Genomic DNA, 13,845 nt, shown 5'->3' on the forward strand with positions numbered 1-13,845 from the left:
ACCGAGTCGGTAGACCCGAGCGACAGCCGTGGGCCAGCGGGCGCGAGCGGGTCAACCGGGGACGGCAGGACACGGTGGAGGTGGGACGCATGCACGAGACGTCGACGAGCGTGCCGAGGACGGTGACCGCGCCACGCGGCACGACCCTGCACGCCCGCGGCTGGCCGCAGGAAGCCGCCCTGCGGATGCTGCAGAACAACCTCGACCCCGAGGTCGCCGAGCATCCCGACGACCTGGTCGTCTACGGCGGCACCGGCAAGGCGGCCCGCGACTGGGCCAGCTTCGACGCCATGGTCCGCGCCCTGGAGTGGCTCACCGACGACGAGACCCTGCTGGTGCAGTCGGGCAAGCCGGTCGGCATCCTCCGTACGCACGAATGGGCCCCGCGGGTCCTGCTCGCGAACTCGAACCTGGTGCCCGACTGGGCGAACTGGGAGGAGTTTCGCCGGCTGGAGGCCGCGGGCCTCACGATGTACGGCCAGATGACCGCAGGTTCGTGGATCTACATCGGCACCCAGGGCATCCTGCAGGGCACGTACGAAACGTTCTCGGCGGTGGGTGCCAGGCTGGCCGAGAAGGGGGTCGGACACGGCGTCGACGCGCTGGCCGGGCCCCTCGCAGGCACGCTGACCCTCACCGCCGGGCTTGGCGGCATGGGCGGAGCGCAGCCGCTTGCCGTCACCTTGAACGGCGGAGCCGTCATCTGCGTCGAGTGCGACCCGTCCCGGATCCAGCGCCGCCTGGACCACCGCTACCTTGACGTCCAGGCCGACTCGCTCGACCATGCGCTGCAGCTGGCCGAGGAGGCGACCCGGATCCGCAAGCCGCTCTCGATCGGAGTCCTCGGCAACGCCGCCGAGCTGGTGCCGGCGATGCTCGAGATGGGTGCGCCGGTCGACGTCGTGACCGACCAGACATCCGCGCATGACCCGCTGGCGTACCTCCCGCTGGGTGTCGCCTTCGAGGACTGGGCAGACGTACGCCAGAAGGATCCCGCCGGCCTGGTCGAGCGCGCCCGCGAATCCATGGCCCGCCATGTCGATGCGATGGTCGGCTTCCTCGACGGGGGCGCGGAGGTGTTCGAGTACGGCAACTCGATCCGGGACGAAGCCCGCAAGGGCGGGAGTACGCGGGCGTTCGAGTTCCCGGGCTTCGTTCCTGCCTACATCCGGCCGCTCTTCTGCGAGGGCAAGGGTCCGTTCCGCTGGGTGGCGCTCTCCGGCGACCCGGCCGACATCGCCAGGACCGACGCCGCGGTGCTCGAGATGTTCCCGCACGACGCCGCACTGGACCGCTGGCTGACACACGCGCGGCTACGAGTGAAGTTCCAGGGCCTGCCGGCGCGGATCTGCTGGCTGGGGTACGGCCAGCGCGACCAGGCGGGCGTGCGGTTCAACGAGATGGTGGCCTCGGGCGAGCTCAAGGCGCCGATCGTCATCGGCCGCGACCACCTGGACTGCGGTTCCGTCGCCTCGCCGTACCGCGAAACTGAAGGCATGCTCGACGGCTCCGACGCGATCGCGGACTGGCCGCTGCTCAACGCGATGACGAACGTCGCGTCCGGTGCGTCCTGGGTGTCGATCCACCACGGCGGCGGGGTCGGCATCGGGCGGTCGATCCACGCCGGCCAGGTGTGCGTCGCCGACGGAACCGCGCTCGCGGGAAAGAAGATCGAGCGGGTCCTCACCAACGATCCGGCGACCGGGGTGCTCCGCCACGTCGACGCCGGATACCCCGAAGCAGAACGGGTCGCCGACGCGCGAGGACTGCCGATCCCGACCCGCGACCACGGGCGGACCGAGGATGACGCGCTGTGAGGTCGACGTCGTTCGAGGCGATGTGGAAAGACCTGGCCGCGCTCGGTCGCGACCCCCGCACGGGCGGATATCGCCGGTACGCCTGGACTCCCGCCCTCCGCGCCTGCGAGTCCTGGTTCACCGACGAGGCCGGCAGGCGTGGCTTGACACTCGAGGCCGACGGCAACGGCAACGCCGTCGCCTGGTGGCGCCCAGGACCGCTGCGGCTGGAAGGCGGCGTGATCACCGGCAGCCACCTCGACTCCGTACCCGATGGCGGTGCGTACGACGGACCCCTCGGTGTGGTCTCCGCGTTCGCCGCGGTGGATGTGCTGTGCGAGCGCGGTGTCCGTCCTTCGCGACCGCTCGGCATCGCCGTCTTCATCGAGGAGGAGGGTGCGCGTTTCGGCCTGTCCTGCCTGGGTTCCCGGCTCATGACCGGAGCACTCACCGCCGACCAGGCGAACCTGCTGCGCGACGCCGACGGCACCCAGCTCCCCGAGGCGGTCGCGGCCATGGGCCTCGAACCCCGGTTCGGACCGTCACTCGACCTGCTGTGCGATCCGGTGGCGTTCGTCGAGCTGCACATCGAACAGGGTCGCGCCCTGGCCGACGTCGACGCCCCAGTCGGCATCGCCACCGGGATCTGGCCACACGGTCGGTGGCGGTTCACCTTCACCGGCGAGGCCAACCACGCTGGTACGACCCGGATGGCGGACCGGCGCGACCCGATGCTGGCCTACGCCATGACCGCCCTCGCCGCCAACAAGCGCGCCCGGCTCGCGGAAACCGGGACCGGTGAAGGTTCCGGCGCGAGGGCGACCTTCGGCAGGGTCGAGGTCGCGCCGAACGGCGTCAACGCCATCGCCGGGACAGTCACCGCCTGGCTCGACGCCCGCGCCGCCGACGAGACCACTCTCCAGTCACTCGTCGACGACATCACGCGACAGGCTCACGACCGGGCAGCGCGGGACGGCACCGCGCTCGACGTGGTTGCCGAGTCCGTCACGCCGGCTGTGGCCTTCGACGAGAGACTGCGTGCGCGGCTCGTCCGACGGCTCGGCGACCTGCCCATGCTGCCGACCCAGGCCGGCCACGACGCCGGCATCCTCGCCACAGCGGGCGTTCCCGCCGCGATGCTCTTCGTCCGCAATCCGACCGGTGTGTCGCACTCTCCCACGGAGTACGCCGACCCGGCCGACTGCCTCGCCGGCGTCCACACGTTGGCCGACGCCCTCGAGGAGCTCCTCACCTGATGCGTCGCGGCGGTCACCCTCAACCAGCAGGGCCGGCCGTGCTCTCCCGTACCTTCAGTGCGAACTCCACGTGGACCTCGCGAGGTGGCGGCGGCGTGCGGTTGCTCACCCGCTGTTCCAGCAGATCGACGGCGATCTCCGCGATGGCGCGCTTGTCCGGCGAGATCGTGGTCAGCGAGGGGGTGGAGATCCGTCCGTACGGAATGTCGTCGTGTCCCACGATCGCGATGTCGTCGGGCACGCGGAGCCCCCGCCGGTGGATCGCCCGCAGGGCGCCCAACGCCAGCAGGTCGGTGAAGCAGAAGACGGCGTCCGGCGGCCGTGCGAGGTCGAGGAGCTCCTCCATCGCGGCCGCGCCGGCCTCACCGACATAGCGGGGCGTCTGGCGGATCAGCTCCGGCTCGACCGGCAGACCCGCTTCGCTCAACACCTGCTGGTAACCCTCCAGTCGCTGCCGGGATGCGCCGCGTGCCCTGCTGCCCTTCGCACCGATCGCGGCGACGCGCCGCCGGCCGAGGCTCAGCAGGTGCGCGGTCGCCTCCCGCGCCGCCGCCACGTTGTCGATCGACACATGGTCGAACATCCCGTCGTAGATCACCTCGCCGAGCAGCACCATCGGTGTGGCGTCCGTACGCCGGTGGAGGGCCGCCGCACTCGTCCGGCTCGGGCTGAACAGCAGGCCGTCGATCCGCCGGGACAGATCGCCGTCGAGGATCCGCTGCTCGTAGGTCCGGTCGTTCATGGTCTGCTCGATCAGCACCACCCACGACCGGCCCTGTGCCACGTCGACGACGTGCCGGGCGAGCTCGCTGAAGTACGGCATGTCGAGCTGCGAGATCACCAGCGCGATGATGCCTGTCCGGCCCTGGGCGAGGTTGCGGGCGGACAGGTTGGGACGGTAACCGAGCTCACTGATCGCCTCGAGGACCCGCGACCTGGTGTGATCGGCCACGAACGGGAACTCGTTGATGACGTTGGAGACCGTCTTCTTCGACACCCCGGCTCGCGCGGCGACGTCGGCGAGCCGAGGCCTGCCCGCCGCCCGGTTCACGTCCATCCGTCCCACCGCCTCTCCGTTCCGTCCACCTGTCGGGTCCACGTCCAACGGCCGGTCGTGTCCAATCTTGGCAGACGACGTCTTTACACCGGTGTTTACACCGGTGTAAAACTGGGCGACATCGAGGAGGTCGCCATGACGAATCCAGCAGATGTCCGGCCCGGTCACCGCCCGGGGGTAACCAGGCGACGTCTCCTGGCAACCGCCGGGATGGGTCTGGCGGCGTCTTCGTTGCCCGGGTGCGACCTGTTGAGCACCGATCCGGGCGGCAGGTCGCCCCGGGGCACCGCCCAGGGCAAGGGCAAGGAAGCACCTGAGCTCGCCGCGCAGGTCAAGCAGGGCAGCCTTCCCGCGGTCAAGGAGCGCCTGCCAGCCACCCCGATGGTCATCACACCGCTCGAGGAGACGGGCAGGTACGGCGGACAGCTCAACCTGCTCGGCCTGGCTGAGACCGTCGATGTCAACACGACGCTCGGCTACGAGAACCTCGTGCGCTGGAAGCCCGGCGTCGACACCGACCTCACCGCGGACCAGGTGATCCCCAACGTGGCGGAGAAGGTCGAGGCCAGCGCCGACGGCGCGGAGTACACCTTCACGCTCCGCAGGGGTATGCGATGGTCCGACGGCAGGCCGTTCGGCGCCGACGACATCCTCTTCTGGTACGAAGCAGTCGCGTCGAACCGCGAACTGACGCCCATCCCGATCGACTGGTTGGTCATCGACGGCGAACCGTTCACCGTCGAGAAGGTCGACGACCACACCGTGGTGTTCCGCTTTCCCCAGCCCAACGGGCTGTTCATGGTCAACCTCGCGACCCAGCGTGGGACGGTCATCACCGACTTCCCGGCCCACTACATGAAGCAGTTCCACCCCGACCACGTGGCTGACATCGACGACGTGGTGAAGGGATCCGACAGCGACACCTGGATCGACCTCTTCCTGTCCAAGGCCAACCGGGCGGAGAATCCCGAGCGGCCTGTCATCGACGCCTGGCGGCTCACCTCCGCGATCAGCGACTCCGGGCGTCCGGTCGCGGAGCGGAATCCGTACTACTGGAAGGTCGACCAGGACGGAAGCCAACTGCCCTATCTCGACAGTGTGGCGTTCGACCTCGTGCAGGACCCGGAGACCGCCGTCCTCAAGGCGACCAACGGTGACTTCCACCTCGTCGACGTCGGCATCAACCAGATCCGCAACAAGCCGGTGTTCGCCCGCAGCCGGGAGAAGGCGGGCTACGACTTCTTCGAGACGATTCCGCAACAGATGAACCAGATGATCCTCATGGTGAACCTCACCCACAAGGATCCGGCGTTGCGGGAGATCTTCGCCAACAGGGACTTCCGGATCGGTCTCTCGCACGCGATCAACCGCCAGGAGATCATCAACGCGGTGTTCCAGCGCCAGGGTGAGCCGTGGCAGGCGGCGCCGCGACCGGAGTCGCCGTACTACAACGAGAAACTCGCCAAGCAGTACACCGAGTACGACCTCGATGTCGCGAACGACTTCCTCGACAAGGTACTGCCCGACAAGGACGCGGGCGGCATCCGGCTCCGCCCGGACGGCGAGAAGCTCTTCTTCCAGGTCGAGGTCACGACCAGCTTCCCCGACCTGATCGACGCCCTGGAACTCGTGCGCGCGCACTGGCGCAAGGTCGGCATCGACATGAGAGTCAAGAGCGAGGACCAGTCCCTCTTCTTCGAACGCATGGAAGCCAACGCCCATGACGCCTGTGTCTGGATCGGCGGCGGCGGCCTTGGCGCCACGATGGATCCCTTCTACTACATGCCGTACAACTTCAACACCCGCTACGCGATGTCGTGGTACTACTGGTACTTCGACCCCGACGACAAGCGCGCGGAGGAGCCGCCTCCCGAGACCAGGCGGCAGATCGCGATGTACCGGGAGATGCTGAGCACCGGCGACCAGCAGCGTCAGCATGACCTGATGCGGCAGATCATGGACATCGCCGTCGAGCAGTTCTACTGCATGGGGATCGCGCTGCGGAAACGTGAGTACGGCATCGTCGCGAACGACCTGCGAAACACCGCGAAGGTGGCGGTCACCGGCTGGCTGCACGCCAACCTGATGCCGGAGAATCCGCAGACCTACTACTTCGTCGAGCAGTGAGGGCGCTATGACGCCGCAGCCACCGAACATCCTTCTCCTGTGCACCGACCAGCAACGCTTCGACGCGCTCCGGGCGTACGGGAACGACCAGATCGACACGCCGAACCTCGACCGGCTGGCCGCGGACGGAGTGCTGTTCGAGAACTGTTACGTGCAGAACCCGGTGTGCGGGCCGTCGCGCGCCAGCCTGATGACGGGACGCTATGTGCACGCGCACGGCCTGTGGGCCAACGGTGTGGCGCCCCCGGAGCACGAACGGATGTTCACCAAGGACCTCGCCGACGCCGGCTACGACTGCGGGCTCGTCGGGAAGTTCCACCTCGCGGCGTGTGCGGGCGGGCGGACGGAGCCGAGGCGGGACGACGGCTTCCGGGTCTTCCGCTGGGCGCACGATCCTTACCCTGGTTCGTCGGAGAACGCCTACCACCGCTGGCTGCGGGCGTTCCGTCCCGATCTGTATGACGCGGCCGTCGATCCCGGGTCGCCGGTCACGTTCGACACGATGCCCACCGAGGCACACTACAGTCACTGGATCGGCGACGAGACGATCTCCGTCCTGCGCTCCGATCGCCTGCGGGACAGGCCGTTCTGCTTCGTCGCGAACTTCTTCGATCCGCACCACGGCTTCGGCGCGCCCAAGGAGTACGCCGACCGCTACGACCCGCAGGCGTTGTCGCGTCCGGTCACCGCACCCGACGAACTCGCCGGCAAGCCGCCGATCTTCACCGAGGCGTCGGAAAAGTCCTACGGGGGACACGCGAAGGGTTACGTCGAGTACACCGAGGCCGAACTCCAGGAGACCAAGGCCGCCTACTACGCGATGGTGAGCCTCGTCGACGCCGAGGTGGGCCGGATCCTCGCCACGCTTGACGAAGAGGGCCTCGCCGAGAACACGCTCGTCATCTTCACGAGCGACCACGGCGAGATGCTCGGCGACCACCAGCTGATGCTCAAAGGGCCGATGATGTACGACTGTGCGGTCCGGGTCCCGCTGCTGATGCGCTGGACCGGCGTGCTTCCAGCAGGCGTACGTCGCAGCGAGCTGGTGCAGTGGATCGACCTCGGCGCGACGGTGCTCGACGCGGCCGGACTCCCGCCCCTTCCACGAGGGCAGGGCGCGAGCCTGCTGGATCTGGCGCGCGGCGACAAGGACGCGTGGCAACGCGACTGGGCGCTGAGTGAGTACCGCGACAGCGGCCATCCGTACGATCCGGCCGTCCACACGACGATGCTGCGGCACGACCGTTGGAAGCTCGTCGTCCACCATGGCGAGCCGGCCACCGCCCGTGCCCGCACGGGTGAACTCTACGATCTCGTCGCCGATCCGCACGAGCTCACCAACCTGTGGGACGACCCGGAACACGCGCCCGTACGCCTCGCCCTGCAGGAGAAGTTGCTCGACGTGCTCGTGGCGACCGAGGATCGAAGCCAGCCGCGCGAGGCGTACTGGTGAGGGTCCGGAGATCGAGACGCCCGAAACCGGGAGGCCCGAGACCGAGACGCCCGAGATCGAGACGTCCGATGACGAGCGGTCGGACGACGAGGAGTCGCACATGACGGCGGCCGCAACGCCGAACATCCTGCTGGTGATGACCGACCAGCACCGCGCAGACTTCACGCGAGGTGCGGGTTTCGCTCTCGACACCATGCCCTTCCTCGATGCGCTCGCCACCTCCGGCACACGCCTCCGCAACGCCTACACCACCGCTCCGGCGTGCGTACCGGCGCGGACCAGCCTGCTCACCGGGCGCTTTCCGTCCGCCCATCGGGTACGCCAGAACTCCGCGGCGCGCGAGGTCGTCCGTGGGGCCGATCTGCTCGACGTGCTGGACGATGCGGGCTACTCGCTGCACTTCGCCGGCAAGACGCATATGTACCGCGCGAAGGAGGACTTCGACTCCTTCGCGGGCCCGTACTGGCACGAACGTGGGCCGGACGAGACCGACGCACAGCGGGACTTCTCGGCATGGCTGCGGTCGATCGACCACGGGCCGAGCCTGGAACCCACGCCGTTTCCGCTCGAGTGCCAGTATCCGTACCGCATCGTCTCCGATGCCATCGCGGGCCTGAAGAAGCGCGACCCGGATCGTCCGTTCTTCAGTTGGGTGTCGTTTCCCGAACCCCACAACCCCTACCAGGCGCCCGAACCGTACTTCTCGCTGTTCGACGAGGCCGACGTGCCGGATCGTGCGTGCGGCCCCGAGGCGGCCGAGGCGAAGGGCGGTACGTACCGCTGGCTGCGGGAGCTCCTGGAGGAGAAGCGGCCCGGCTACGACCGGCTCTGGCGCCGTTATCGCGCGACCTACTGCGGCATGTTGCGGCTCATCGACGACCAGATCCGCCGCCTGGTGGACTTCCTGGACAACGAAGGGCTAGCCCACAACACCCTGGTCGTGTTCGTCGCCGACCACGGCGACTACGTGGGTGACTACGGCCTGCAGCGCAAGGGCGCCGGCATGCCGGACGTGCTGATGCGGATACCGTTCGTCGTGGCCGGTCCGGGCATCGTCGCGCGCGACAACGCGACCGATCATGTATCCCTCGCCGACCTTTTTCCCACGCTGTGCGAGGCGGTCGGGCGGGACATCCCGTTCGGCGTACAGGGGCGGAGCCTGTGGCCGATGCTGACCGGTGGCGACTATCCGGCCGAGGAGTTCGCGAGCGTCTATGCCGAACGCGGATTCGGTGGCCTGCCGTACGACGCGGACGCGCGGCCACCGTTGCATTTCGCGTACGAGGGAACGAGGTACGACGAGCTCAACAGCGTCACGCAGAGCGGCACGACCCGGATGCTGCGGCAGGGGCGTTGGAAGCTGCTCTACGACGTGACGGGCCGTGGGGAGCTGTACGACCTGGCCGAGGACCCGGCCGAACTGCACAACCGGTGGGCCGATCCGGTCGTTCGCGACGTCCGCGCCGACCTCACCGAGCGGCTGCTGTGGTGGTCGACCCGGGTGGTCGACGACCTGCCGCGCGCCGCGTACGAACCCCGACGCGCCACCCACAACTACGCCACCCGTTGGCCATGACGGCCACATACGTTGAGGCGCCTTGACGTCGGCGCGGGGTCTTCCTAGCCTCAGAAACCGATTTCTCAGTCGTGGGAGAACCCGCAGCGTCGAGCCGGAGGGCGTCACATGGGTCCCGAGTTCACGCGCCGCAGCATGCTGGCCGGCAGTGCAGCGTTGGTGGGCGCGGGCCTGCTGGCGGACCCGACCCAGGCGTTCGCCGCCCTCGCGACCGGCGAAGAGGACGGCCACGAGCTGTGGCTGCGCTATCGGCTGGTCAGTTCTTCCACGCTGCTGAATGCGTACCGGCGAACGCTGACGCACGTCGTCAGTGCCGGTGGTGGGGCCGTTCTGCGTTCTGCGGTTGACGAACTGCGGCGCGGTGTGTCGGGCTTGACCGGGCGGGAGGTGCGGGAAGAGGACGAACCCGTTCGCGACGGCGCGGTGATCGTGGGTACGCCGGAGTCCTCCGCTCTCGTCGCGCACCACGTCGACGCCGCTGAGCTGGCCCGGTTGGGTCCGGAAGGCTACGTACTCCGACGACGACAGGTGAACGGACTCGACGCGATCCTCGTGGCGAGCAACGGCGACCGTGGCGTGCTCTACGGCGCGTTCCACCTGCTCCGCCTGCTGCAGACCCACCAGCGCATCGACGCCCTCGACATCGGCGAGCGGCCGGTCAACCAACTCCGCCTGGCCAACCACTGGGACAACCTCGACCGCAGCGTCGAACGCGGATACGCCGGACCGTCGATCTTCCACTGGGACGAGCTGCCGACCGTCCTCCCGCACTACGTCGACTACGCCCGCGCGCTCGCGTCGGTCGGCATGAACGGCACGGTGGTCAACAACGTCAACGCCAACCCGGAGTTTCTCTCCACCGAGATGCTGGAGAAGCTGACCGCCCTGACGGCGGTGCTGCGGGCGTGGGGCGTGACCCTCTACCTCTCGGCGAACTTCGCCAGCCCGATCGTGCTGGGCGGGCTTTCGACGGCGGACCCGTTCGACGCGGACGTGCAGGCATGGTGGCGGGACAAGGCCCGCGAGGTCTACGACCTGATCCCCGATCTGGGCGGCTTCCTCGTCAAGGCCGACTCCGAGGGACAACCCGGCCCGCTCACCTACGGACGTACGCACGCCGACGGCGCCAACCTGCTGGCCGAGGCGGTGCGGTCGTACGGCGGAATCGTCATGTGGCGGGCGTTCGTCCACGACTTCAACCCGCAGACGTGGGCGCACAAGTCGTACGAGACGTTCACACCGCTCGATGGAGAGTTCGCCGAGAACGTCGTTCTGCAGATCAAGAACGGGCCGATCGACTTCCAGGTCCGCGAGCCGGTGCATCCGTTGTTCGGCGCGCTGCCGCGCACGAACTCGATGCTCGAGTTGCAGATCACCCAGGAGTACACCGGTCAGTCCACCCATCTGTGTTACCTGGTGCCGATGTGGAAGGAGGTCTACGACTTCGACACCCACGCGACCGGCGCCGGTCCGCTTGTCGCGGACATCATCGACGGGTCGGCGTACGGCTATGCACACAGCGGTGTCGCGGGCGTGATGAACGTCGGCTCCGACACCAACTGGACCGGCCACCACCTCGCCGCGGCCAACACGCACGGGTTCGGCCGCCTCGCGTGGAATCCCGGACTCGCGCCTGCCGAGATCGCCGACGAGTGGGTACGCATGACCTTCGGCCCGGATCGCGACCTCGTTCAGGTCCTCACCCAGATGTTGCTGCGGTCATGGGAGATCTACGAGGCGTACACCTCGCCGTTGGGTGTCGGCTTCCTGATCGGCGGCGACCACTTCACTCCCGACCCGTGGGGCAACGTCCCGTGGCACCAGGCCGATGCCGAGGGAACCGGGTTCGACCGTACGGTGGCCACCGGCATCGGCTACACCGGCCTCTACCATCCGCCGGTGGCACGGATGTACGAGTCGCTGGCCACGTGTCCCGACGAGCTGCTGCTGTTCATGCATCACGTGCCGTACGGCCATCGCCTGCACTCCGGCAAGACCGTCATCCAGCACATCTACGACAGCCACTTCGACGGACTGGACCAGGCGAGGCGCATGCGCCAGCTGTGGAAGGCTGTGGGGAGCCGGGTCGATGCCCGGCGGTATGCGGAGACGCTCGAGCGGTTCGACGGCCAGGTCGAGCAGGCCGTCCTGTGGCGGGACGCGGTCGTCGGACTCTACTTCGAACAGGGCAAGGTCCTCGACGAGAAACGGGAATGGGTGCAGGTGCGGCCCGCCGAGACGGCGGTGCTGCTCGGCGGCTGGCCGAACGTCCTGAAGCTCCGGGTCGGCAACGCCTCGCCGAAGCAGCGCGAGGTGACGGTGGGTGTCGCGGCGGCGCCCGGGTGGAGCAGCGGCACCGACACCGCCGCGCTGGCGTCGCGTGAGTTCGGCGTCCTCGCGGTTCCAATCACGCCGCCGATCGCGCCCGAGATCGGCATGGTGCAGGCAGCTGTCGAGGCGGGCGGCCTTCCGGTTCTCGGGCCGTCGACGCCGGTGATCACCGCTCCCGCCGGGCCGCACTGCGTACTCGCCCTCGACGCGGGATCCGTCTCCAGCCCGCTCCTTCCCGGCTATCGGCGGCTGTCGCCTTCCTCCGGATGGGACGCGGCGGTCGGGTACGGCTGGGTGGGGGCGGCACCCCAGTCGCGGGACCGCGGCGGACCTGACACGCTGCGGCGGGACTTCGTCAACGACACGACCGCTCGGACGCTGCGTATCGCCTTACCAGCAGGCGTTTTCGATGCCTACGTCCTCGTCGGCGATGCGGGTGCCGGCTCCTGGCCCACGTTCGTTCGGGCCGACGGCGAGCTCATGGCCGAGAGCGTGTTCCTGGAGAACAACTCCTACGTCTGGCTGCGTTTCAGCCTGGACGGAGGAGCGGACGGGCGGGAGGTCGACCTGGAGTTGTCCGGCGCTCCTGACCAGCACTGGCATCTCAATGCGCTCGTCGTGCGTGATCCGGCTGCTTCGCCTCCGCGCGCCGGCGTGGGGGCAGTGGAGGCCACCTCGCCGATGTTCGGCGGGCAGGACTCCGCGGTGACGGTGGATGTGGTGAATCTGACCGACGCCGACATTGCGTTCGCCGCCCGCGTGGAAGTCCCCGCGGGCTGGTCGGCACAGGATGCGGTGGCCACCGTTCCGGCGGGCGCTGGCAGCTCCCTCGAGGTGACCGTCGTCGCTGCGGGGACGCCGATGTTCGCGACCCTGCGGGTCGGGGTGACGGCCGATGGCGAACCGGTCGGGGACGATCGGCTTGTCGACGTACTCGCGGTTCCGCCTGGGGACGCTGCTCTCCTCGCCCTCGACGCGGGACCCGCGTCGGCGCCTCTGCTGGCGGGCTATCGACGGCTCTCACCTGAGAACGAGTGGGATGGTGCTGTGGGTTACGGCTGGGTCGGCGCGGCGCCGCAGTCGCGGGACCGTGCGGTGCTCGATCCACTCCGGCGTGACTTCGTCAACGACGTCAACCCACGGGTGCTCCGGATTTCCGTACCAGCGGGCGAGTGCGACGCCTTCCTGCTCGTGGGTGACGGAACACAGCCGTCGCCGCCGACGTACGTCCGATCCGGGGGCGTGCTGGTGGGTGAGAGCCCCGCGCTGGGTGTGGGTGAGTTCGCGTGGGTGGGTTTCACGCTGGACGGTGGGTCGTCTGGACGTGAGGTGGATCTGGAGCTGTCCGGTGTGCCAGCTGAACACTGGCGCGTCAATTCGCTGGTGGTGATGAGCCGGTGAGTCGTTCGTTCTCGGGTGACCACGGCGATGCGGCCTTGCCCGTAAGCCGCTTTCACCGAACAGGAAGAGAACCGCGAGACCGGACGCGGTCGCAATGATGCTTTGCTTCCAGAAACTTCGACCTCTTCGACGCTCGTTCACGACGGCGCTCCAGGCAGTGGCTCGATCCCTTGTGTCCGTACGAGCTCGGCCGCCGCAGTGATCTCGTCTCGCACCTCTGGCCACGGCCTGCCACCGAGACGGTGGATCGCGGGATCCTCGCCGTTGGTCGCCACCTTTCCGTCGAGAATCTGAAGTTGGCCGCTCAGGGCGGTGAACGTCCAGTGGCCCTCGGGCACGCTGTCGGTGTCGACGAGGAAGAACACGGCCCGGTCCCCGGGAAAGAGCCACGGAAGCTCGTTGATTTCGAGCGACTCGTCACCGTCGTAGCCGACCTGATCCACGATGATCGACGAGCCCACCGATTTTCCAACTAGCTGCGCGTCTACGCGAACTGTGACGTCGCGAACGAACAAGCCTTCCTCCGGATCGCCGATGGTGTGTCCCTTCGTCGCCGACTCGATCGTGCCGACGACTACGGCTTGCGACGTCGCAACGAGCAGGGGCAGGTTGTCAAACACCACTTCATTGGCTTCATCGGTCCCTCCATGGGAGTGGATGGCCCGCCTTTCCGTGCATTGGAAAGCCTTCACGCTGCGTCGGGCTGCATAACAGTTGTGTGACAGATGGTAGACGGTTCACGCGCAGGTGTGAGGCGGAAGGAGACAGCCCGACATGACGAGCCCGCCGCCGTTCTGACGCCCTCGAACGCGGCCATCAGGGAAAAATCCGAGAGCCCATCCGTGTCG

At 68.3% G+C, this 13,845-nt stretch carries 8 protein-coding genes; 6 read left to right on the forward strand and 2 right to left on the reverse strand.

Translation table 11 applies throughout. From position 1 onward, the window contains the following. Nucleotides 1-89 precede the first annotated feature (89 nt). On the forward strand, nt 90-1,817 hold the full coding sequence (hutU, locus tag ABN034_RS18715; RefSeq protein ID WP_349692265.1) for a urocanate hydratase: 1,728 nt from the start codon (nt 90-92) through the stop codon (nt 1,815-1,817). Then, complete coding sequence (locus tag ABN034_RS18720; protein ID WP_349692266.1) at nt 1,814-3,052, forward strand: allantoate amidohydrolase; 1,239 nt, start codon at nt 1,814-1,816, stop codon at nt 3,050-3,052. The genes hutU and ABN034_RS18720 overlap by 4 nt, the downstream gene beginning before the upstream one ends. 19 nt (nt 3,053-3,071) lie before the next feature. Here ABN034_RS18720 and ABN034_RS18725 read toward each other — a convergent pair whose 3' ends face one another. After that, nucleotides 3,072-4,109 (reverse strand): LacI family DNA-binding transcriptional regulator, encoded by a 1,038-nt coding sequence (locus tag ABN034_RS18725; protein ID WP_349692267.1) that lies wholly within the window; start codon nt 4,107-4,109, stop codon nt 3,072-3,074. Between the two features lie 249 nt (nt 4,110-4,358). On the opposite strand from ABN034_RS18725, the gene ABN034_RS18730 reads away from it, so the two are divergent. The 4 genes from ABN034_RS18730 (at nt 4,359) to ABN034_RS18745 (ending at nt 12,997) form a co-directional block, all read left to right on the forward strand. Beyond that, a complete protein-coding gene (locus tag ABN034_RS18730; RefSeq protein ID WP_349692268.1) occupies nt 4,359-6,236 on the forward strand; it encodes an ABC transporter substrate-binding protein in 1,878 nt (625 codons plus the stop codon). Nucleotides 6,237-6,243: 7 nt separating this feature from the next. Further along, entirely contained in the window at nt 6,244-7,689 is a 1,446-nt protein-coding gene (locus tag ABN034_RS18735) for a sulfatase-like hydrolase/transferase (protein ID WP_349692269.1), read from the forward strand. 100 nt (nt 7,690-7,789) lie between these two features. Continuing rightward, nucleotides 7,790-9,265: a sulfatase-like hydrolase/transferase gene (locus ABN034_RS18740; protein ID WP_349692270.1), complete on the forward strand. Its 1,476-nt coding sequence runs from the start codon at nt 7,790-7,792 to the stop codon at nt 9,263-9,265. 108 nt (nt 9,266-9,373) lie between these two features. After that, nucleotides 9,374-12,997, forward strand: a complete 3,624-nt coding sequence (locus ABN034_RS18745) for an alpha-glucuronidase family glycosyl hydrolase (RefSeq protein WP_349692271.1) — start codon at nt 9,374-9,376, stop codon at nt 12,995-12,997. Nucleotides 12,998-13,134: 137 nt separating this feature from the next. Here the strand turns inward: ABN034_RS18745 and ABN034_RS18750 are convergent, their stop codons facing one another. Then, nucleotides 13,135-13,620, reverse strand: a complete 486-nt coding sequence (locus ABN034_RS18750) for a hypothetical protein (protein WP_349692272.1) — start codon at nt 13,618-13,620, stop codon at nt 13,135-13,137. Nucleotides 13,621-13,845 lie beyond the last annotated feature (225 nt).

The organism is Actinopolymorpha sp. B11F2 (assembly GCF_040195635.1).
GTDB lineage: Bacteria > Actinomycetota > Actinomycetes > Propionibacteriales > Actinopolymorphaceae > Thermasporomyces.

Coding starts and splice junctions, on each gene's coding strand:
- ABN034_RS18745 (WP_349692271.1), top strand. CDS start 9,374: ATGGGTCCCGAGTTCACGCGCCGCAGCATGCTGGCCGGCAGTGCAGCG.
- hutU (WP_349692265.1), top strand. CDS start 90: ATGCACGAGACGTCGACGAGCGTGCCGAGGACGGTGACCGCGCCACGC.
- ABN034_RS18740 (WP_349692270.1), top strand. CDS start 7,790: ATGACGGCGGCCGCAACGCCGAACATCCTGCTGGTGATGACCGACCAG.
- ABN034_RS18735 (WP_349692269.1), top strand. CDS start 6,244: ATGACGCCGCAGCCACCGAACATCCTTCTCCTGTGCACCGACCAGCAA.
- ABN034_RS18725 (WP_349692267.1), bottom strand. CDS start 4,109: ATGGACGTGAACCGGGCGGCGGGCAGGCCTCGGCTCGCCGACGTCGCC.